Source organism: Streptomyces sp. NPDC056452, assembly GCF_042796085.1.
Lineage (GTDB): Bacteria > Actinomycetota > Actinomycetes > Streptomycetales > Streptomycetaceae > Streptomyces.
In genome coordinates, this window is the sequence record NZ_JBHTRI010000022.1 from 74,295 (window position 1) to 93,009 (window position 18,715).

At 71.0% G+C, this 18,715-nt stretch carries 21 protein-coding genes; 12 read left to right on the plus strand and 9 right to left on the minus strand.

Going from position 1 to position 18,715, the window contains the following annotated elements; all coding sequences use genetic code 11:
* Nucleotides 1-49 precede the first annotated feature (49 nt).
* Nucleotides 50-2,095, minus strand: coding sequence for a beta-galactosidase (locus ACFQ6X_RS22050; RefSeq protein WP_383183865.1), 2,046 nt, complete (start codon nt 2,093-2,095; stop codon nt 50-52).
* Between the two features lie 189 nt (nt 2,096-2,284).
* On the opposite strand from ACFQ6X_RS22050, the gene ACFQ6X_RS22055 reads away from it, so the two are divergent.
* The 6 genes from ACFQ6X_RS22055 (at nt 2,285) to ACFQ6X_RS22080 (ending at nt 7,462) form a co-directional block, all read left to right on the plus strand.
* Complete coding sequence (locus ACFQ6X_RS22055) at nt 2,285-3,601, plus strand: ABC transporter substrate-binding protein (RefSeq protein ID WP_383183867.1); 1,317 nt, start codon at nt 2,285-2,287, stop codon at nt 3,599-3,601.
* Complete coding sequence (locus tag ACFQ6X_RS22060; protein WP_383183869.1) at nt 3,598-4,524, plus strand: carbohydrate ABC transporter permease; 927 nt, start codon at nt 3,598-3,600, stop codon at nt 4,522-4,524. The genes ACFQ6X_RS22055 and ACFQ6X_RS22060 overlap by 4 nt, the downstream gene beginning before the upstream one ends.
* Nucleotides 4,521-5,378 carry a carbohydrate ABC transporter permease gene (locus tag ACFQ6X_RS22065; RefSeq protein ID WP_383183871.1) on the plus strand — a complete coding sequence of 286 codons (858 nt, stop codon included), beginning with the start codon at nt 4,521-4,523 and terminating at the stop codon, nt 5,376-5,378. Before ACFQ6X_RS22060 ends, ACFQ6X_RS22065 begins: the two co-directional genes overlap by 4 nt.
* A 42-nt stretch (nt 5,379-5,420) precedes the next feature.
* A complete protein-coding gene (locus tag ACFQ6X_RS22070; protein WP_383183873.1) occupies nt 5,421-6,455 on the plus strand; it encodes a LacI family DNA-binding transcriptional regulator in 1,035 nt (344 codons plus the stop codon).
* A gap of 93 nt (nt 6,456-6,548) precedes the next feature.
* Nucleotides 6,549-6,950, plus strand: coding sequence for a VOC family protein (locus tag ACFQ6X_RS22075; RefSeq protein ID WP_383183875.1), 402 nt, complete (start codon nt 6,549-6,551; stop codon nt 6,948-6,950).
* Nucleotides 6,947-7,462, plus strand: coding sequence for a DinB family protein (locus ACFQ6X_RS22080; RefSeq protein WP_383183877.1), 516 nt, complete (start codon nt 6,947-6,949; stop codon nt 7,460-7,462). Before ACFQ6X_RS22075 ends, ACFQ6X_RS22080 begins: the two co-directional genes overlap by 4 nt.
* 76 nt (nt 7,463-7,538) lie before the next feature.
* Here the strand turns inward: ACFQ6X_RS22080 and ACFQ6X_RS22085 are convergent, their stop codons facing one another.
* Nucleotides 7,539-8,609, minus strand: a complete 1,071-nt coding sequence (locus tag ACFQ6X_RS22085; protein ID WP_383183879.1) for an alkene reductase — start codon at nt 8,607-8,609, stop codon at nt 7,539-7,541.
* A 168-nt stretch (nt 8,610-8,777) separates the two neighbouring features.
* On the opposite strand from ACFQ6X_RS22085, the gene ACFQ6X_RS22090 reads away from it, so the two are divergent.
* On the plus strand, nt 8,778-9,284 hold the full coding sequence (locus ACFQ6X_RS22090; RefSeq protein WP_383183881.1) for a MarR family winged helix-turn-helix transcriptional regulator: 507 nt from the start codon (nt 8,778-8,780) through the stop codon (nt 9,282-9,284).
* Between the two features lie 47 nt (nt 9,285-9,331).
* On the opposite strand, the gene ACFQ6X_RS22095 is transcribed toward ACFQ6X_RS22090, so the two are convergent.
* Together ACFQ6X_RS22095 and ACFQ6X_RS22100 are read right to left on the minus strand one after the other, a co-directional pair.
* Nucleotides 9,332-10,393, minus strand: coding sequence for an aminotransferase class V-fold PLP-dependent enzyme (locus ACFQ6X_RS22095; protein WP_383183883.1), 1,062 nt, complete (start codon nt 10,391-10,393; stop codon nt 9,332-9,334).
* 69 nt (nt 10,394-10,462) lie between these two features.
* Nucleotides 10,463-11,197 (minus strand): DsbA family oxidoreductase, encoded by a 735-nt coding sequence (locus tag ACFQ6X_RS22100; RefSeq protein ID WP_383183885.1) that lies wholly within the window; start codon nt 11,195-11,197, stop codon nt 10,463-10,465.
* 136 nt (nt 11,198-11,333) lie between these two features.
* Here ACFQ6X_RS22100 and ACFQ6X_RS22105 point away from each other — a divergent pair, with 136 nt between their 5' ends.
* Nucleotides 11,334-11,831 (plus strand): DinB family protein, encoded by a 498-nt coding sequence (locus ACFQ6X_RS22105; RefSeq protein ID WP_383183887.1) that lies wholly within the window; start codon nt 11,334-11,336, stop codon nt 11,829-11,831.
* 34 nt (nt 11,832-11,865) lie between these two features.
* Here ACFQ6X_RS22105 and cpt read toward each other — a convergent pair whose 3' ends face one another.
* Nucleotides 11,866-12,399 (minus strand): chloramphenicol phosphotransferase CPT, encoded by a 534-nt coding sequence (cpt, locus tag ACFQ6X_RS22110; RefSeq protein ID WP_383183889.1) that lies wholly within the window; start codon nt 12,397-12,399, stop codon nt 11,866-11,868.
* Nucleotides 12,400-12,503: 104 nt separating this feature from the next.
* Here cpt and ACFQ6X_RS22115 point away from each other — a divergent pair, with 104 nt between their 5' ends.
* Nucleotides 12,504-12,914 carry an SgcJ/EcaC family oxidoreductase gene (locus ACFQ6X_RS22115; protein WP_383183891.1) on the plus strand — a complete coding sequence of 137 codons (411 nt, stop codon included), beginning with the start codon at nt 12,504-12,506 and terminating at the stop codon, nt 12,912-12,914.
* Here the strand turns inward: ACFQ6X_RS22115 and ACFQ6X_RS22120 are convergent.
* Nucleotides 12,907-13,308: an ATP-binding protein gene (locus ACFQ6X_RS22120; RefSeq protein ID WP_383183893.1), complete on the minus strand. Its 402-nt coding sequence runs from the start codon at nt 13,306-13,308 to the stop codon at nt 12,907-12,909. The genes ACFQ6X_RS22115 and ACFQ6X_RS22120 overlap by 8 nt on opposite strands.
* A gap of 158 nt (nt 13,309-13,466) precedes the next feature.
* Here ACFQ6X_RS22120 and ACFQ6X_RS22125 point away from each other — a divergent pair, with 158 nt between their 5' ends.
* Complete coding sequence (locus ACFQ6X_RS22125) at nt 13,467-14,324, plus strand: Scr1 family TA system antitoxin-like transcriptional regulator (protein ID WP_383183895.1); 858 nt, start codon at nt 13,467-13,469, stop codon at nt 14,322-14,324.
* A complete protein-coding gene (locus ACFQ6X_RS22130) occupies nt 14,321-14,527 on the plus strand; it encodes a DUF397 domain-containing protein (RefSeq protein ID WP_383183897.1) in 207 nt (68 codons plus the stop codon). Before ACFQ6X_RS22125 ends, ACFQ6X_RS22130 begins: the two co-directional genes overlap by 4 nt.
* Nucleotides 14,528-14,579: 52 nt before the next feature.
* Here ACFQ6X_RS22130 and ACFQ6X_RS22135 read toward each other — a convergent pair whose 3' ends face one another.
* The gene (locus ACFQ6X_RS22135; protein WP_383183899.1) at nt 14,580-15,554 is read right to left on the minus strand and encodes a polysaccharide lyase family 1 protein; all 975 of its coding nucleotides are present in this window, start codon (nt 15,552-15,554) and stop codon (nt 14,580-14,582) included.
* A gap of 170 nt (nt 15,555-15,724) precedes the next feature.
* Here ACFQ6X_RS22135 and ACFQ6X_RS22140 point away from each other — a divergent pair, with 170 nt between their 5' ends.
* A complete protein-coding gene (locus ACFQ6X_RS22140) occupies nt 15,725-16,510 on the plus strand; it encodes an MBL fold metallo-hydrolase (protein ID WP_383183901.1) in 786 nt (261 codons plus the stop codon).
* A gap of 56 nt (nt 16,511-16,566) precedes the next feature.
* On the opposite strand, the gene ACFQ6X_RS22145 is transcribed toward ACFQ6X_RS22140, so the two are convergent.
* Together ACFQ6X_RS22145 and ACFQ6X_RS22150 are read right to left on the minus strand one after the other, a co-directional pair.
* Nucleotides 16,567-17,172, minus strand: a complete 606-nt coding sequence (locus tag ACFQ6X_RS22145; RefSeq protein ID WP_383183903.1) for a DUF1349 domain-containing protein — start codon at nt 17,170-17,172, stop codon at nt 16,567-16,569.
* Nucleotides 17,169-18,689 (minus strand): aldehyde dehydrogenase (NADP(+)), encoded by a 1,521-nt coding sequence (locus ACFQ6X_RS22150; protein ID WP_383183905.1) that lies wholly within the window; start codon nt 18,687-18,689, stop codon nt 17,169-17,171. Before ACFQ6X_RS22150 ends, ACFQ6X_RS22145 begins: the two co-directional genes overlap by 4 nt.
* Nucleotides 18,690-18,715: the final 26 nt, after the last annotated feature.

Genomic DNA, 18,715 nt, shown 5'->3' on the forward strand with positions numbered 1-18,715 from the left:
GGGTAACGGGGGATGGGTGTGCGGGTCCTGCGGGGGTTCTCGGTGCGCCTCAGCCGTCGAGCCGTACGACGCGCACCGCGCCCGCCGGGACGGCGAGGGAGTGCGCGGCGGGCTCGCCGGTGAGGAGTTCGGTGCCGGGGGCGTCCAGCGCCACCTCGGTGTCGGTGTCCGTGTGGTTGATCGCGAAGAGGTACGTGCCGTTGTCCCCGGCGCGCCGTACGACCTCGACGTCGTGGGAGAGGCCGGTGCGCGGTGCGATGGCGGCGTCGGCGCAGGCACGGTCGAGGACGGCGTCCAGCTGGGGGCCGGAGAGCCGGGTGGAGACGTACCAGGCGGTGCCCTTGCCGAGCCGGTTGCGGGTGACGGCGGGCCGGCCTGCCGGGATGCCGTCGGCGTACGACCAGACCGTCTCGGCGCCGCGCGGGATCACCACGTCCGTCCAGAGGTCCCCGGTCAGCTCCGGCCCTTCGGGGGCGCCCTCGGGAGTGATCAGGCGGACCGTCTCGCCTTCGCCGAGCGGGGAGAACTCCTCGATCGTCAGGCCCAGGACGTCCCGCAGCGCGCCCGGGTACGGGCCGGGGTGCACGGCGTCGTGGGTGTCGACGATGCCGGAGAAGTACGAGACGACGAGGGTGCCGCCGTTCTCGACGTAGCGGCGCAGGTTGCGGCCGGTCTCCTCGGTGGCGAGGTAGAGGGCGGGGACGACGACGAGGGGGTACGCGGACAGGTCGGCGTCCGGGTGGGCGAAGTCGACGGTGAGGTGGCGGTCGTAGAGCGAGGCGTAGAACGTGTCCGCGCGCTCGCGGGCGTCGTGCTCCTCGCTGGGGCGCCACTCCAGGGCCTGCGCCCACCAGGACTGCCAGTCCCAGAGCATCGCGGCGTCGGCGACGGTACGGGTGCCCCGGATGCCCTCCAGCAGGCCGAGGCCCTCACCGAGCGCCGTCACCTCGCGCCAGACGCGGGAGTCGGTGCCGGCGTGCGGGACCATCGCGGAGTGGAACTTCTCGGCGCCGCGCCGGGACTGGCGCCACTGGAAGAACATCGCGCCCTCGGAGCCGCGGGCGACGTGGGCGAGGCTGTTGCGGGCCATTTCGCCGGGGCGCTTCGCGGGGTTGCGGGGCTGCCAGTTGACGCCGCTGGTGGAGTGCTCCAGGAGCAGCCAGGGGGCGCCGCCCGCCACCGAGCGGGTGAGGTCGGCGGCCATGGCGAGGTTGACGTGGGTGCGGCGGCCGTCGGTGATCAGGTAGTGGTCGTTGGTGACGATGTCGACCTCGCGGCCCCAGGCCCAGTAGTCGACGGAGTCGCACTGGCTGAGGGCCGTCATGAAGTTGGTGGTGACGGGGACGCCGGGGGCGAGCCGGTGCAGGATGTCGCGTTCGGCGGTGAAGTTCTCGCGCATGGTGGCGTCGGCGAAGCGGGCGTAGTCCAGCTGCTGGGCGGGGTTGCCCACCGTGGGGGTGGTGCGGGGCGGGTCGATCTCGTCGAGGGTGCGGTAGCGCTGGCCCCAGAAGTTGGTGCCCCAGGCCTCGTTGACCGCTTCGACGGAGCCGTGCCGGGCGGTGAGCCAACGGCGGAAGTGGGCGGCGCAGTTGTCGCAGTAACAGGCGCTGACGGGGACGCCGTACTCGTTGTGGACGTGCCACATCGCGAGGGCCGGGTGGTTCGCGTACCGGCGGGCGAGCTGTTCGGTGATGTTCGCGGCGGCCGCACGGTACGGGGACGAGCTGTGGCAGATCGCGCCGCGTGATCCGAAGGCGAGGCGGACCCCGTCGCGGCTGACCGGGAGGGCCTCGGGGTGGGCGCGGTAGAACCAGGCGGGCGGGGCGACGGTGGGGGTGCCGAGGTCGGCGCGGATGCCGTTGACGTGCAGCAGGTCCAGGAGGCGGTCGAGCCATCCGAAGTCGTAGCGGCCCGGTTCGGGTTCCAGCAGCGCCCAGGAGAAGATCCCGACGCTGACCATGGTGACGCCGGCTTCCCGCATCAGGCGCACGTCCTCGTGCCAGACCTCCTCGGGCCACTGCTCGGGGTTGTAGTCGCCGCCGAAGGCCAGCTTGTGCAGGCCGAGCGGGGTGGCAGCGGACGCTGAGTGCGGCATGGACGTCTCCTGGCTCTTTGGAACAACTTCTGGGAACGTGCACACACACTCGTGGCGACGCAGGGCCCAACATAACCGCACAGCAACAACCATTGACAAGTGTCGGTTTCGTTTCTCTACTGTGAACGCTCACAGCGTCCGATCGGCCGGTCTGCCGATGCGCCCGCCCGTCTCGTCAGGGGAGAAACCATGAAATACCGCTCTGTCGCGGTGACCACCGCCGCCGCACTCGCCGCCGGCGCCCTGCTCTCGGGCTGCGGCTCCTCGGACGACGGCGGCGACGAGCCGGCCGCCTCCGGACCCGCCTCGCTGACCTACTGGGCCTGGGCTCCCGGCCTGGACAAGGTCGCGGACATCTGGAACAAGGGTCCGGGCAAGGAAGCCGGCATCACGGTCACGGTGAAGAAGCAGGCGTCGGGCGACGACCTCGTCACCAAGATCATCACGGCGGCCAAGGCGCACAAGGCGCCCGACCTGGTGCAGGCCGAGTACCAGGCGCTCCCCACCCTGGTCTCCAACGACGTCCTCGCCGACATATCCAAGGAGGCGGGCGACGCCAAGAGCGCCTTCGCGGACGGGGTCTGGCAGCAGACGACCCTGGGCTCCGACGCCCTGTACGCCCTGCCGCAGGACTCGGGCCCGCTGATGTTCTACTACCGCCAGGACCTCTTCAAGCAGTACGGCCTGACCGTGCCCACCACCTGGGACGAGTTCGCCGAGACCGCGCGCGCCCTGAAGAAGAAGGCGCCGGACAGGGACCTCACGACCTTCTCCTCCAACGACTCGGGCCTCTTCGCGGGCCTCGCCCAGCAGGCCGGCGCCCGGTGGTGGACCACCGGCGGCGACAAGTGGAAGGTCGCGATCGACGACCCCGCCACGCAGAAGGTCGCCGACTTCTGGGGCGGCCTCGTCAAGGAGGGCGCCATCGACAACCAGCCGATGTACACCCCGGCCTGGAACAAGGCGCTCAACACCGGCAAGCAGGTGGCCTGGGTCAGCGCCGTCTGGGCGCCGGGCACCCTGACCACCGCGGCACCGGAGACGAAGGGCAAGTGGGCGATGGCCCCGCTCCCCCAGTGGACCGCCGGCGAGAACGTCACCGGCAGCTGGGGCGGCTCCTCCACCGCGGTCACCAATGACTCCAAGAACAAGAAGGCCGCGGCCACCTTCGCGAAGTGGCTGAACACGGACCCGGCCGCACTCGCGGCCCTCGTCAAGGAGAGCGGCATCTACCCCGCCGCGACAGCCGCCCAGACCGGTGGGGCGCTCTCCCAGGCCCCGGACTACTTCTCCAACCAGCCCGACTTCTACACCGAGGCCGCCAAGATCGCCCAGGGCACCGCCCCGGCCGCCTGGGGCCCGAACGTGAACGTCGCGTACACCGCTTTCAAGGACAACTTCGCGGAGGCCGCCAAGAACAAGTCGGACTTCGGTCCCGCGCTGACCGCGATGCAGGACGCCACCGTCGCCGACCTCAAGAAGCAGGGCTTCGGAGTCTCCGAGTGACACGCGCACCCCGCAGGAGGCCGTACGGGGTCAAGAGCGCCCCGTACGCCTTCCTGATACCCGCGACAGTCCTCTTCCTTCTCTTCTTCGCCCTGCCCATCGGGTACGCGCTGTACCTCAGCTTCCGCAGGACCGAGGTCAAGGGGCTCGGCCTGGGCAAGGGCGCCCGGGACGAGATCTGGGCGGGACCGGCCAACTACACCGACGCGCTCTCCGACTCGGAGCTGCTGCACGGAGCACTGCGCATCCTCGGGTACGGCGCGATCGTCGTCCCGGTGATGCTCGGGCTCGCCCTGCTGTTCGCCCTGCTGCTGGACACCGAACGGGTCCGGCTGCGCGGCTTCACCCGGCTGGCGATCTTCCTGCCGTACGCGATCCCGGGTGTCATCGCCGCACTGATGTGGGGCTTCCTGTACCTGCCCGACGTCAGCCCCTTCCTCTACCTGCTCGACAAGGTGGGGCTGCCGCAGCCGGATCTCCTGGACGGCGGCCCGCTGTACCTCTCCCTCGCCAACATCGCGGTGTGGGGCGGCACCGGCTTCAACATGATCGTGATCTACACGTCGCTGCGGGCGATCCCCGTCGAGATCTTCGAGGCCGCGCGCCTCGACGGCTGCTCGCAGCTGCAGATCGCCCTGCGGATCAAGATCCCCATGGTGGCGCCCTCACTGATCCTGACCTTCTTCTTCTCGATCATCGCGACGCTCCAGGTGTTCAGCGAGCCCACCACGCTGAAGCCGCTGACCAACTCGCTGTCCACCACCTGGAGTCCGCTGATGAAGGTCTACCAGGACGCCTTCGTCAACAACGACATCTACGCGGCGGCGGCGCAGGCGGTCATCATCGCCCTGGCCACGCTGGCCCTGTCCTTCGGCTTCCTCAAGGCGGCCAACTCCCGTACGAAGCAGGGAGACTCCCGATGAGTACGCAGTCCCTTGCCACCGGCCCCCGCCGCTTCCCGCTCGTCCCGACGGCCGCGCTGCTCCTGGGCGCCCTGTACTGCCTGCTGCCCGTCCTCTGGGTCCTGGTCGCCTCGACCAAGTCCGGCAGCGAGCTGTTCTCCACCTTCACCTTCCTGCCCGGTTCCGGCTTCTCCGACAACGTCGCCGACCTGACGGCGTACCGGGACGGCGTGTACTGGAAGTGGATGGCCAACTCCGCCTTCTACGCCGGGGTGGGCGCCCTGCTGTCCACGGCGGTGTCCGCGGTCTCGGGGTACGCGCTGGCCGTGTACCGCTTCCGCGGGAAGGAGACCGTCTTCAACATCCTGCTGGCCGGGGTGCTGATGCCGCCGGTGATCCTCGCCGTACCGCAGTACCTGCTGCTGGCCAAGGCGGACATGACCGACTCGTACCTGTCGGTGCTGCTGCCGGTGATCCTCTCCCCGTACGGCGTCTACCTGGCCCGGATCTACGCCGCGGCGGCCGTGCCGGCCGATGTGATCGAGGCCGGGCGCATGGACGGCGGCGGCGAGTGGCGGATCTTCCGGACCATCGCGCTGCCGATGATGCTGCCGGGACTGGTGACGGTGTTCCTGTTCCAGTTCGTGGCGGTCTGGAACAACTTCCTGCTGCCGTACATCATGCTCGGCGACGACGAGAAGTTCCCGGTGACCCTGGGGCTCTACACGCTGCTCCAGCAGGGTTCGAACACCCCGGCGCTGTACACGCTGGTCATCACCGGGGCGCTCCTGGCGATCATTCCGCTGATCGCCCTGTTCCTCGTGATCCAGCGGTTCTGGAGCCTCGACCTGCTCTCCGGCGCCGTAAAGTCCTGACAGCTCCTCAACAGGGCTCCCTTTGATGAAAGATCAAGCACCATGAGCCGCACAGAACAGAACGGCGCGGGACGGCGCCGGCCGCCGACGATCCACGATGTCGCACGGGAGGCCGGAGTCTCCCGGGGCACGGTCTCCCGCGTGCTCAACGGCGGCCACAACGTCAGCCCCGCCGCGCTCGATGCGGTCAACTCCGCCATACACAGGACCGGCTACACCGTGAACCGGCACGCCCGGTCGCTGATCACCGGCCGTTCCGACTCGGTGGCGTTCCTGCTGACCGAGCCGCAGGAGCGGTTCTTCGAGGACCCGAACTTCAACGTGCTGCTGCGCGGCTGCACCACAGCGCTCGCCGCGCACGACATCCCGCTCCTGCTGATGATCGCGGGGACGGAGGCGGAGCGCCGCCGGAACATGCGGTACATCGCCGGGCACGTGGACGGGGTGCTGCTGGTCTCCAGCCACTCCGGCGACCCGGTCGCCGCTCAGCTGCACGAGGCGGGCGTGCCGCTGGTCGCCTGCGGGAAGCCGCTCGGGCAGGGCTCGAAGGTCAGCTACGTGGCGGCGGCCGACCGGGACGGCGCACGGGACATGGTGCGGTTCCTGTACGAGTCCGGGCGACGCCGCATCGCCACGGTCACCGGCCCGCTGGACACCCCAGGCGGCGTGGAGCGGCTGGCGGGCTACCGCGAGACGCTCGCCGAATGCGGGCTGCCCTTCGACGAGGCGCTGGTCGTGCCGGGCGACTACAGCCGTGCGGGCGGTCAGGCCGCGGCCTCGCTCCTGCTGGAGCGCGCGCCGGACATCGACGCGGTGTTCGTGGCGTCCGACCTGATGGCGCAGGGGGTGCTGACCGCCATGGAGCAGGCGGGCCGACGGGTACCGCAGGACATCGCGGTCGGCGGTTTCGACGACTCGCCCGCGGCGCTCGCGGCCCGTCCCGCACTGACGACGGTCCGCCAGCCGTGGGACCGGATCAGCTCCGAGATGGTACGGGTGCTGCTGGCGCAGATCGGCGGGGAGGACCCGGCCGCGGTCATCCTGCCCACCGAACTGGTCCGCCGGGAGTCGGCTTAGCGCCGTCGGGTGGGTCCGGCCACCGGGCCCGCCCGACGGCACGTCCCGGCAGAAGCCTGTACACGGGACCTCCGGATCGGAGATCTTGGTCCCATGACCGACAAGCCGATCGATCCCGTCTGGCCGAAGGGCATCAGCGCCATCACCTTGTTCACCGAAGACCTGGGCGCCACCAGGCAGTTCTACGAAGAGGTCTTCGGACTGCCGGTGGTGTTCGAGGACGACAACTCCGCCGTGTTCGACTTCGGGAACACCGTTATCAACCTGCTGAGCGCCACAGCGGCGCACGGGTTGGTCGAGCCCGCTCCCGTCGCGGGTCCTGAGGCCGGATCGCGCCTGCAGCTCACGCTCGGCGTCGATGACGTGGACGCGATGTGCAAGGAGCTGACCGCACGCGGCGTGACCCTGCTGAATGGGCCGATGGACCGGCCCTGGGGGATTCGGACCGCCAGCTTCCGCGACCCCGGCGGCCATATCTGGGAGATCGCGAAATGACCGGGGAAGCACAGCCCGGCAACGAGGTCCGGGCACTCCTGGCCGCCCTCCACGGGCAGCGACGCCATGTCCTGGGCATCCTCGACGGGCTGGACGACGAGGAGTTGCGGCGGGCCGTACTGCCGTCGGGGTGGTCCTGCCTGGGACTCACCCGGCACCTCGCACTGGACGTCGAGCAGTTCTGGTTCCGTGCCGTCGTCGCCGGGGACGAGGAGGTCATCCGCGGCCTGGACGACAGCGAGGACGCCTGGCGGGTGGGCTCGGACGTGCGGGCCGAGGAGGTCCTCGAACGGTATCGCCGGGAGGCGGACCTCGCTGACGCCGTCATCAGCGCGACGCCGGCCGACACCCCCTTGGCGTGGTGGCCTCAGCACCTCTTCGGCGACGCGCACCTGCACAACCTCCGCGACGTCCTGCTGCACGTCATCACCGAGACGGCGTGCCACGCCGGGCACCTGGATGCGGCGCGGGAACTCATCGACGGCCGCCGCTGGTTGGTCCTGACCTCCTAGGGATCGCACACGCGTCGCCCCCTGACGGGCCTTCGCCCGTCAGGGGGCCGGAGTACGCGGTGCGACAGCCGCTCGGCTACCGGTCCTGCAGGGCCGGGTAGTCGGTGTAGCCCTTGGCCTCGCCGCCGAAGAACGTCGACGGGTCCGGGGTGTTGAACGGCCCGCCGGCCTTCAGCCGGGCCGGCAGGTCCGGGTTGGCGAGGAACAGCGCGCCGTAGGAGATGAGGTCCGCGATCCCGTCGTCGATCACCGTGTGGTGCTCCGGCCCGGTCGGCCCGTCGGTGAACACGTTGAGGACCACGGTTCCGGAGAACTGCTTGCGCAGCGCGAGCGTCAGCTCGCGGATCTCGACCTGCTCCAGGATGTGCAGGTAGGCGAGCCCGAGCGGTTCGAGCTCCGCGACGAGCGCGGTGTAGACGGCGTCGGGGGCGGGCTCCTCGATGCCGTTGTACGGGTTTCCGGGCGAGATGCGCAGTCCGGTGCGCTCCGCGCCGATCTCGGCGACGACGGCCTTGGCGACCTCGACGGCGAACCGGATGCGGGCCTGCTCGGAACCGCCCCACTCGTCGGTGCGCAGGTTGGTGTTCGGTGCGAGGAACTGGTGGATCAGGTAGCCGTTGGCTCCGTGCAGCTCGACCCCGTCGAAGCCCGCGTCGACGGCGTTGCGGGCGGCCGTGGCGAAGTCCTCGATGGTCGCCCGGATCTCGGCGTCGGTCAGTTCGCGCGGCTCGACGAAGTCCTTCGGGCCCACCTGGGTGTAGACCTGGCCGGGCGCCGCGACCGGGGAGGGGGCGACCGGGGTGAGTCCGTCCGGCAGCAGGACGGGGTGGCCGATCCGGCCCGCGTGCATGATCTGGGCGAAGATGCGCCCGCCGGCCTCGTGGACGGAGTCGGTGACCCTGCGCCACGAGGCGACCTGCTCGGCACTGTGCAGTCCGGGGGTGGCGGGGTAGCCCTGGCCCACCACCGACGGCTGGATGCCCTCGGTGATGATCAGTCCGGCCGAGGCCCGCTGGGTGTAGTACTCGACGACGAGATCGGTGGCCGTACCGCCGTCACCGGCCCGGCTGCGGGTCATCGGCGCGAGCGCGATGCGGTTGGCGAGCTGCGTACCGGAGAGGTCGATGGGGTCGAACACGGTGGTCATGGGAGCTCCCGGGGCATTTACATGGTCGGCCAAGTAATTATCTCCGCGTCACTGTAACCCATTAATTGGCCGACCAAGGTAAAGTTCATGGAGACGTCATGAACCAGGCGACGTCGCGGACCCGGCAACGGAAACAACCGGGCAGCACCACCGCCCCGAGGAGTCCCGATGAAGGCCGACAGCACGGCCCCCGCAGATCCTGCCTGTGCCGAGGCGCTGCCCAGCGCCGCCCGCGGAGGCCCCGTCAGCCATGCCGTTTCGCGCATCGCCAGGCTGCACCGGATCGCGGCGGGCAGGCTGCTCAAGGGGCTCGGCCTCTATCCCGGCCAGGAACTCCTGATGATGCACCTGTGGGACGGCGGTGCGGTCCGCCAGTCGGAGCTCATCAAGGCCGTGGACCTCGACCCGTCCACCGTCACCAAGATGCTCCAGCGGCTCGACCAGGCCGGGCATGTGCGCCGCTGCCCCGACCCGGACGACCGGCGGGCCGTCCTGGTCGAGGCCACCGAAGACAGCTGCGGGCTCCACGCCTCGGTGCGCGACGCCTGGTCGAGCCTGGAGGACCACACCCTCGCGGGGCTGGACCCGGCGGAGCGTACGGAGCTGGCCAGGCTCCTGGCCAAGGTCGAGGCGAACCTCTGCCAGGAGACCGAGGGGTGTCCCGGGCCGGAGTGACCGGTTCGGCCGGAGAGTGAACCGCCCGGCCCGGGCGGCCTGCCGCTTCAGCCCGAGAGCACGTCCAGCGCACGGTCCACGTCGGCCTCCGTGTTGTACAGGTGGAAGGCGACCCGCAGATTCCCCGCCCGGTCCGAGACCATGACACCCGCCCGCGTCAGCTCGTCCAGACGGCCGCCGAGCCCCGGCACGGCCACGATCGCCGACTCCCCCGGTACCGCCTCGTGCCCGATCCCGGCCAGCCCTGAGCGGAACAGGGCGGCGAGCCCGGTGGCATGGGCGTACAGCGCGTCGATTCCGACCTCCGCCAGCAGCTCCAGGGAGCGCTCCGCGCCGTGGTACGCGAGGAAGGCGGCCGGTTCGTCGAAGCGCCGTGCGGTGACGGCCAGTTGCTCGACCGGCCCGTACGTGCTGTTCCAGCGGTCCTCGGCCGACACCCAGCCCGCGTACAGCACGGGAATCGTCTCCTGCGCCTCCTCGGTCACGGTCAGGAACGACGCGCCCCGGGGGCACAGCAGGAACTTGAAGCCTCCGGTGACCGTGTAGTCGTACGCCCCGGCGTCCAGCGGCAGCCAGCCAGCGGACTGGCTGGCGTCGAGCAGGGTCCGCGCGCCGTGCGCATGGGCCGCCCCCCGGACGCCGTCCAGGTCCGCGACCCTGCCGTCGGCGGACTGGACGGCGGAGAAGGCGACGAGCGCGGTCTCAGGCCGTACGGACTCGGCGAGCTCCTCCAGCGGGACGTACCGCATCTTCAGATCACCGCGGACGGCGAACGGGCCGACGACCGAGCTGAACTCGCCCTCCGGGGCGAGGACCTCGGAGCCCGGCGCCAGCGAGGCCGCGACGAGCCCCACATGGGCGGCGACGGAGCCGCCGGTGGCGACCCGGTCGGGACCGACACCGGCGAGCCGGGCGAAGCCGGCCCGGGCGGCGTCCACCGACTCGAAGCTGCCGGCACCGGCCCGGCGGCCCGTGGCGTTGTCGTCGGCCAGTTCCTTGACCGCCTCGACGGTCCGGCGGGGCAGCAGACCGCAGCTGGACGTGTTGAGGTAGGTGGTCTCCGGTGCGAACTCGGCGGCTGTGACCTGGTGAATCGTTGACGTCTCCATGAGTCCAGCCTGTCCGCCCCTCAACCCCTCGTCAATCACGAAGAGTTAAGGGGAAGACCCAAGCAGTGCTTATGCGTGCCGGTCGGAGGCACCCTGGGGGACCTCGCAGGCCCCGTCCGCGTCGCAGGCCTCGGCGTCGCCGCCGAGGGTGGTGAGCGCGCTGACCGGACGGTCCTTCCACGCCCGCTCCAGCGCCTGGACGAAGACCTCCGAGGGCTGGCCGCCGGAGATTCCGTAGCGCCGGTCGAACACGAAGAACGGCACCGCGTTCGCGCCCAGCTCGGCCGCCTCGCGCTCGTCGGCCCGTACCTCGTCGGCGTACGCCGCGGGGTCGGCGAGCACCGCCAGCGCCTCCTCCCGGTCGAGCCCGGCCTCCTCGGCGAGGTCGGCCAGTACCGCGTCGTCGAAGACCGAGCGCTCCTCGGCGAAGTTCGCCCGGTAGGCGAGGCTGAGCAGCTCGTCCTGGCGACCGCGCGCCTTGGCCAGGTGCAGCAGCCGGTGGATGTCGAAGGTGCTGCCGTGATCACGCCCCTCGGAGCGGTAGCCGAGCCCTTCGGACTGCGCGTTCGCGGCGACATTGGCCTCCATGCCGCGGGCCTCCTCGGGGGTGCGCCCGTACTTCTGCGCCAGCATGTCGATCACCTTCTCGGTGTCACCCTTGGCGCGCCCGGGGTCGAGCTCGAAGGAGCGGTGCACCACCTCGACCTCGTCACGGTGGGCGAACTCGGCCAGGCCCTTCTCGAAGCGCGCCTTCCCGATGTAGCACCAGGGGCAGGCGATGTCGCTCCAGATCTCGACGCGCATGACTCTTCTTCTCTCCAGCTCTGCCGTACGGGTGCGGAGCCACCCTCCGCCGCCCGTTAAACGTTCAACGGGAGCGGCTGATTCCCGGGTTCCCATTAGGCCGGAACCTGACCTGTTCGCTTCGTAGCCTGTCCGCATGACACCTGAGACCGAGGCCATCCTGACCGCTCTGCGCGAGGCGCGGCGGCTCCTCCTCATCACCGTGCAGGACATCACGGACACGCAGGTCGCGGAGCGTTCCACCGTGAGCGAGCTGACGCTCGGCGGCATCCTCAACCACCTCACCCAGGGCGAGCGGGTCTGGACCCACATCATGACCGACACCACCGGCCGGACCCCGGACGGCATGTGGGACATGACCCAGTACCTGGCGCCCGAGGGCGCGACCGTCGACAGCCTGCGCGCCGCCTACGCCGAATCCGCGCGCGCCACCGACGAGGCGTACGCGAAGGCGGATCCGGACGCGGAGGTACGCCTGCCGGAAGCGCCCTGGGAGCCGGGCGTCGTGCACCACTGGCCGGTACGCCGGATCCTGCTGCACCTCCTCCAGGAGACGGCCCAGCACGCCGGGCACGCGGACATCATCCGGGAGTCGCTCGACGGCGCGAACAGCACGGCCCGGCGGGTCCCGTGACGGCGCAGCGCGGTCCCGGCTCCTGGAGTCGCGGTCACTCGACCCGCGCGGCGACGACCCGCGCACAGTCCAGGGACTCCGTGTGCGTGGTGTCCACCTCAAGGTCGTAGACCACGCCCCGGTGGACCGTCTCCGCCTGCAAGGCCGCCATCCCCTGGGCCCGGTCCCCACGGGCGACCTCACGGGCCGCGGCGACCTCACCCCCGCACCTGACGCCGACCCACAGCACGTCCAGTCCGCCCAGGGCCTTCCGCCACCGCTCCTGGGACGCCGCGCCGCCGAGGAAGACGTCATCGACGATGACCCGGGCGCCCGCCCGGGCCATCGCGGCGACCCCCTCCATCCACGCCGCCTCCAGCTCCCGGAACTGCGTGCCGACCTCCACCCCGCCGTCCGCGGCGAACTCGATTCCCGCGTCCGACGCCCGCATGGACGCGGGCATCGCCTCGATCAGCGAGTCGACCGCCGCGGCGAGCCACGGATCCCGCAGTACCGCCTGCAGACACCGGACGATCCCGGACTTGCCCGAGCTGGACCCGCCGTTCAGCACAATCACCTGAGTCGCCATCCGGGCACGGTAGAGGCAATCCCACGGCGCTCGAAGCGATTTTCCGCCCGGTGACCGCCTTTCCGCGATCACCCCTTGACCTCAATCGCACTTGAGGTCCAACGATGGTCCCCATGACCACACCAGACACGTCACGCGCGGCAGACCTCGAAGCGATCAGCCGGCTCGTCGCCACCGTCGAGCACTCCCAGGAGAACAAGGACCCCGAGGAGTTCCTCGGTCTCTTCCACCCGGACGCGATCTGGACGACCGGCCACGGCAAGGTCCTCATCGGCCTCGACGCGATCTCGGAATTCACCCGCGAGGTGCTCCCCTCCTCGAACTGGGACGGCAAGGTCACCTACGAGGTCGCCCACGTCCTCTTCATCCGCCCCGACGTCGCGGCGGTCAAGGTCCGCCAGCGCTATCTGACCCCGGGCGAGGAGAGCGAGGGCGCCCCGCTCTACGTGATCTCCAAGCAGGACGACGGCCGTTGGCTGCTGACCGCCTGCCAGAACACCGTCGTCGTCACCTGATGCCGATCTCCGCCCAGACCGTCTTCCCCGAGGGCGGGAACGGCCTCACACCCCAGTCCACGGCGAGCGCGTCGACGATGACCAGCCCGCATCCCCCGCCGGACCGGGCGAGGGCCCGTTCACCACGCGGATCCGTGACCTCGATGCGCAGCCGCGCACCCGGCAGGAGTACGAGCCCGAGCCGGAAGCCCCGCCCCTCCAGCCGCCCGTGCCGCACGGCATTGGCCGCCAGTTCGGCGACGACGAGCGCGGCCGCGTCGATGGGTTCGCCGCCACGCGGCCACCCCCATGCGGCGAGCTGCTCCACGGCGAGCAGCCGGGCGAGCCGCGCGCCCCGTCGGGTGGCGCTCAGCAGCTGGGTGAACTGCGGTGCGGGTGTTACCGGTTGGCGCATGCCTGTGTGTACGGATTCGCTCTTCACGCCACTCAGCGTGGCCGGGTGACCGTACGCTGACCAGGAGTGACTACGGTACGCAGCGTGCGTGTACCGGTGCGCGTGGTGATCGGTACCGGTCGTCCGCCGTGCGGCACGCGGGACGAACGGGGCCGGCGATGGGGCTGACGGACGCGATCGGGGAGAACGACGACTCGGAGGGCGCGGCGGACCTGTTCCGGGTGATCGGCCGCCAGGTCCGGCTGCTCCGTGAACGGGCGGGACTCACCCAGCGGGACCTCGGTGAGCGGCTCGGCTACAGCGAGGACCTGGTCCGGTCGCTGGAGTGCGGACGCAGGACGCCACAGCCGGAGTTCCTGGACGCGGCGGACGACGCGCTGGGTGCGGGCGGGCTGCTGCGGGCCGCGACGGAGGACGTCGCCCGGGCGAAGGCCCGGGCGCGGGTGAGGCATCCGGCGTGGTTCCGGGACTATGCGCGACTGGAGACGGATGCGGTGGAGGTCCACGAGTACGGCAGCCATGTCGTGCCGGGCCTTCTGCAGACCGAGGACCACGCGCGGGCCCTGTTCGCGATGCGCAAGCCGCTCCTGGACGATGCGACCATCGAACTACGGGTCGCGTCACGCATGGTTCGTCAGGAGCTCCTGACTCGATGGCCTGCGCCGATCCTGACGTGCATCATCGAAGAGGCCGTGCTGCGTCGGCCGATCGGCGGTTCTGCGGTGCACAGGGAGCAGCTGGAGAAGCTGCTCGATCTGGGCCGGCTGAGGAGCCTGGAGCTTCAGGTCATGCCGACCGACCGGGTGCAGCATGCCGGTATGGGTGGGCCGTTCATTCTTCTGACGCCCAAGGGGCGACCCCAGGTGGCGTACCTGGAGGTTCAGAACGTCAGCCGTCTGGTCACCGATCCGGACGAAGTCCGTATCCTGGCCGCACGCTACGGCAGCATCAGGGCACAGGCGCTCAACCCGTCCGAATCCCTCGCTGTCATCAAGGAGTTGCTGGGAGCGGCATGAGTGACAACGGCGCTGTGGACATGACGGCATCCCTCACGTGGGCCAAGAGCACCTACAGCTCCAACGAAGGGGGAGCGTGCGTGGAGGTCGCCTCCCGCGGCCCCGCCGTCCTCGTACGCGACTCGAAGGACCTCACCCGCCCCCACCTGACGGTCTCCCCCGCCCACTGGGCCCGCTTCGTGCGGTTCGCGGCCGACCGCTGAGGGGTGCGCCGCCCGCGTCCGGGCGGCGCACCCGTCACTCACCCGTCCCGGGTCAGATCTTGCCGGCGCCCGCGCCCGCGGTCACCGAGGCCGCGACGGACGACGCCGGCTCGGCCGTGTAGGAGTACGGCGGCGTGGTGAACGAGCCCGTCCGGGAGATCTCGGTGGCCGCGCCGCCGAGGTCGTTGCCCCGCTGGACGACATAGCCGTCCTCGTCGCTGCTGCGGCTGGTCGTGATGGCGATCTTCGTGTTGCGGAAGACGTTGTTCTCGACCAGCATCTGCGCGCCCATACGGGAGTGCACGGCGGTGTCCGCGCCCTCGACGTAGTTGTCGTAGAAGTGGCCGGTGCCGAAGCGGAGGCTCGGGATGCGGGAGAAGATGTTCTGGAAGTGGTTGTGGTGGTACGTCACGCGCAGATGGCCCTTGTCCTCGCTCTCGTTGCTGTCGCTGTGCCCGACGAGGCTGCCCTTGAAGTGGTTCTTGAAGGTGTTCCAGGACACGGTGACGTTGTCCGAGGCGTGCGTGATGTCCAGCAGGCCGTCGTAGTAGTCCTTGTCGTGGTCACGGTCGGCGAAGAAGGAGTTGTGGTCGATCCAGACCTTGGTGGAGTTCTGGACGGTGATGCCGTCGGAGGGGGCGAGCGGCTTGCTGATGTTCAGGTTGCGGATGACGATGTTCGACTCGCTCTTGAGGCGCAGGCCGCCGCCGGTGAATCCGGAGGACGAACCGACGCCGAGCACCGTGGTGTTGGAGCCGATGTCGACCTGGCCGCTGAGCGAGATGAGCCCGCTCACCTTGACCGTCTTGGCGGTGTCGCCGGTGACGGCCGACTTGAACGCGGCGAGGCTGCTGACAGTCACCGCGGCGGCGCTGCCACCGCCGGTGGTGCCGGCGCCGAAGCCCACGGGGCTGGACTCGGCGGCACCTGCGGAGTTGGGGAGCGCCGCGACGGTGAGTGCCGCGACGGCGGAGGCGGCGGCCAGTGCCGTGATACGGCTTCGGCGGCTGCGGAGATGGGTGCGCATGGGGGGCCCTTTCTCGGTACGACTGAGTGCGGGGTGCACTCATGGGTCGCCGCAGGTGGCGCTCAGGTTGCCGGGTCGGGTCGATTAATTCACGTACGTGGAGCCGGACTTGGGTATGTGACCCCGGCTTCCGCTGCCGTCCGCGACGGCAGCCGTAGGAGGAGGGCACATTGGAACGGCACGGAAGCGTTCTCGCGCTGCTGGACGCCGCAGGCACGTTCTTCAAGCCGGAACGGCTCGCCTTTCCGGGGGCGGGCGAACGTGACTGGGAACGCGCTGCGTCCCTCGATCCGGGCGCACGGGGGCCGGACGGTACGTGGCGGCTGAACTTCTGGTGCTTCGCGATCGAGCGGCCCGGCGGGCGTTGGGTCCTCGTCGACGCGGGTGTCGGGCCGGCCGAGGGGCCGGGCGCTCCGTGGTGCCCGGTACCCGGCCGGCTGCCGCAGGCCCTGTCCGAGGCCGGGATCGCACCGGCGGACGTGGAGTCCGTCGTCCTGACCCACTTGCACGAGGATCATGTGGGCTGGTCGACGACGGCGGCCGGGGACCCCTTGTTCCCCCGGGCCCGGTACGTCGTCCAGCACGCGGAGACGGCCGCCCTCGACCGGTCGGACCCCGTGTGGCAGTGGGTCGTCGAGCCGCTCCGTGCCACGGGACAGCTCGACGAGGTCCGCGGGGAGCACCCGCTCGGGCGGGGCGTGACGCTGCTTCCCACGCCCGGACACACTCCCGGCCACCAGTCCGTCCTGGTCGAGCAGCCCGGCGGCCGGGACGTCGTCGTCACCGGCGACGCACTGGTGCACGCCGTCCAGTTGGGCAACCCGGCCGTCGCCTACGCCCACGAGCGCGACCCGGTCACCGCCCGCGCCTCCCGCGAGGCGCTGCTGGAGCGCGCCGCGGCACACCGCGCCCTGCTGGCACCCGCCCACCTGACTCCGGCGTTCATCGCACCGTAGGGGCCCGACAGGTGCTCACCCCCCGGCCGGGGCAGGGGGGTGAGCTCCGCTGACAGTCAGTTGCCGTCGCGCAGGTCTCCGAGGCCGGTGGGCCGGTACGCGATCCGGTCGAAGGCCACCTCGCAGCCCTCGCCCGTGGGCGCCTGGGCCAGGAAGCCGGCCAGTACCGGCGCATGCTCCGCCCCGAGGGCGAAGACACGGACGAAGGTCCACCTCTCGCCGTCCTCGGAGGCGTGGAAGGCGAACGCCCTGCCGGTGCGGCTGAGCCGCAGCCAGACGGTGTCACCGTCCACGACGAAGGAGTTGGCGTCGTCGGAGTGTCCGCGGGTGACGACCGTGCAGATAGTGGGGCGGTCCGGGGAGAGCTCGAAGCAGAGCTTCGCCCACTCCCGTTCACCGGCGTGCAGATAGAGCACGCCCGCGTCGAAGGCCCCCGCGAAGCCCACCTTCACCCGGGCGGCCAGCTGGAAGTCGCCCTCCGGCACGGCACCCAGCAGGCGCGGGGCGTCGGAGGCGGGTTCCAGGGCGTCGCCGCCCGGCGGGACGAAGCGGTCCTGGCGGGCGCCCGCCCGGCCGGTCAGCACGCCGTCCGCGTACGCCCAGGACCCCTCCGGGCCGAACGGCTCCAGCACGAAGGGCACTTCGGGGAGGTGGACGGTCATACGCGGCGCCCGTCGACCCGGCGGGGCAGGCCCTGCGGGTTGTCCTCGCGCAGCTCCGGCGGGAGCAGCGCGTCGGGCGTCGACTGGTAGCTGACCGGGCGCAGCCAGCGCTCGATCGCTGTCGCACCGACCGAGGTGGAGGTGGAGGTGGTGGCCGGGTACGGGCCGCCGTGGTGCTGGGCGGGGGCGACGGCGACGCCGGTCGGCCAGCCGTTGACCAGGACGCGTCCGGCCAGCGGGGTGAGCGCCGCGAGCAGACCGGCGGCGCTTCCGTCGGCCTCCTCGGTGGCGATCTGGAGGGTGGCCGTGAGGTTGCCGGGGAGGCGGGAGAGGACGGCGGTGATCTCGTCCTCGGAGTCGTAGCGTGCGACGACGGTGACCGGGCCGAAGCACTCCTCCAGCAGCGCGTCGTGCGGGCCTTCGGCGGCCAGCCGCTGGGCGGGGACGGTCAGGAAGCCCGCGGAGACGGTGTGCTCGCTGCCCGCGCCCGGGGTGACGGGGGCCTCCACGTCCGCGAGTGCTGCCCTCTCGGCCACTCCCGCGACGAAGGCGTCCCGCATCCGGTGGTCGAGCATGACGCCCGCACCGGTGTCGCTGACCGTCTCGGTGAGGGCCTTCAGCAGTCGGTCACCGGCCTCGCCGGACGGGGCGAGGACGAAGCCGGGCTTGGTGCAGAACTGTCCCGCGCCCATGGTCATGGAGCCGCCGAGCCCGGCACCGATCTGCTCGCCGCGCTCCTCGGCGGCCGCGGCGGTGACGACGACGGGGTTGAGGGAGCCGAGCTCGCCGTGGAAGGGGATCGGGGTGGGCCTGGCGGCCGCGGCGTCGAAGAGTGCCCGGCCGCCGCGGATCGAGCCGGTGAACCCGGCGGCGGTGACGAGGGGGTGCTTGACCAGCTCGACGCCCGCGTCGAAGCCGTGCACCACGGTCACGACGTCCTCGGGCAGGCCGTTCTGCGCGGCCGCCCTGCGCAGGAGCGAGGCGCAGAGTTCGGAGGTGGCGGGGTGGTCGGGGTGCGCCTTGACGACGACCGGGCAGCCCGCGGCGAGCGCGCTGGCGGTGTCGCCGCCGGGGACGGAGAAGGCGAGCGGGAAGTTGCTGGCCGCGTAGACGGCGACGACGCCGAGCGGGATCTTGTAGCGGCGCAGGTCCGGCCAGGGCGGGGTCCTGCTGCCGTCCTCGTGGTCGATGTGGATGTCGAGGAAGGACCCCTCCTCGACGACCTCCGCGAAGGCCCGCAACTGGGCTGCGGTGCGGGCGAGTTCGCCGGTGAGCCGGGCCGGGCCGAGCGCGGTCTCCGCGTCGGCGGCCTCGATGACGTGCGCCCCGGCACCGGCGAGCAGATCGGCCGCGGTACGCAGGAACGCGGCGCGCACCGTGCGGTCGGCCAGCGTGTCGCGCACGGCATGCGCGGCCCGGACCGCGCGGTCGACCTCCTCCGCTGTAGCCTCCACCGCAACCTGCTCACGCGGGTTCCCGGTTCGGGGGTCGACACTCCAGACTGGTGCTGCTGCCACCGTGTTTCCTTCCGGTCCACTGCCAC

What these genes read in the sequence shown, in the direction of transcription:
- ACFQ6X_RS22075 (WP_383183875.1), top strand. Translation starts at nt 6,549, where the DNA reads ATGACCGACAAGCCGATCGATCCCGTCTGGCCGAAGGGCATCAGCGCC.
- ACFQ6X_RS22065 (WP_383183871.1), top strand. Translation starts at nt 4,521, where the DNA reads ATGAGTACGCAGTCCCTTGCCACCGGCCCCCGCCGCTTCCCGCTCGTC.
- ACFQ6X_RS22090 (WP_383183881.1), top strand. Translation starts at nt 8,778, where the DNA reads ATGAAGGCCGACAGCACGGCCCCCGCAGATCCTGCCTGTGCCGAGGCG.
- ACFQ6X_RS22105 (WP_383183887.1), top strand. Translation starts at nt 11,334, where the DNA reads ATGACACCTGAGACCGAGGCCATCCTGACCGCTCTGCGCGAGGCGCGG.
- ACFQ6X_RS22050 (WP_383183865.1), bottom strand. Translation starts at nt 2,095, where the DNA reads ATGCCGCACTCAGCGTCCGCTGCCACCCCGCTCGGCCTGCACAAGCTG.
- cpt (WP_383183889.1), bottom strand. Translation starts at nt 12,399, where the DNA reads ATGGCGACTCAGGTGATTGTGCTGAACGGCGGGTCCAGCTCGGGCAAG.
- ACFQ6X_RS22070 (WP_383183873.1), top strand. Translation starts at nt 5,421, where the DNA reads ATGAGCCGCACAGAACAGAACGGCGCGGGACGGCGCCGGCCGCCGACG.
- ACFQ6X_RS22095 (WP_383183883.1), bottom strand. Translation starts at nt 10,393, where the DNA reads ATGGAGACGTCAACGATTCACCAGGTCACAGCCGCCGAGTTCGCACCG.
- ACFQ6X_RS22085 (WP_383183879.1), bottom strand. Translation starts at nt 8,609, where the DNA reads ATGACCACCGTGTTCGACCCCATCGACCTCTCCGGTACGCAGCTCGCC.
- ACFQ6X_RS22135 (WP_383183899.1), bottom strand. Translation starts at nt 15,554, where the DNA reads ATGCGCACCCATCTCCGCAGCCGCCGAAGCCGTATCACGGCACTGGCC.
- ACFQ6X_RS22080 (WP_383183877.1), top strand. Translation starts at nt 6,947, where the DNA reads ATGACCGGGGAAGCACAGCCCGGCAACGAGGTCCGGGCACTCCTGGCC.
- ACFQ6X_RS22125 (WP_383183895.1), top strand. Translation starts at nt 13,467, where the DNA reads ATGGGGCTGACGGACGCGATCGGGGAGAACGACGACTCGGAGGGCGCG.
- ACFQ6X_RS22055 (WP_383183867.1), top strand. Translation starts at nt 2,285, where the DNA reads ATGAAATACCGCTCTGTCGCGGTGACCACCGCCGCCGCACTCGCCGCC.
- ACFQ6X_RS22120 (WP_383183893.1), bottom strand. Translation starts at nt 13,308, where the DNA reads ATGCGCCAACCGGTAACACCCGCACCGCAGTTCACCCAGCTGCTGAGC.
- ACFQ6X_RS22115 (WP_383183891.1), top strand. Translation starts at nt 12,504, where the DNA reads ATGGTCCCCATGACCACACCAGACACGTCACGCGCGGCAGACCTCGAA.
- ACFQ6X_RS22145 (WP_383183903.1), bottom strand. Translation starts at nt 17,172, where the DNA reads ATGACCGTCCACCTCCCCGAAGTGCCCTTCGTGCTGGAGCCGTTCGGC.
- ACFQ6X_RS22100 (WP_383183885.1), bottom strand. Translation starts at nt 11,197, where the DNA reads ATGCGCGTCGAGATCTGGAGCGACATCGCCTGCCCCTGGTGCTACATC.
- ACFQ6X_RS22130 (WP_383183897.1), top strand. Translation starts at nt 14,321, where the DNA reads ATGAGTGACAACGGCGCTGTGGACATGACGGCATCCCTCACGTGGGCC.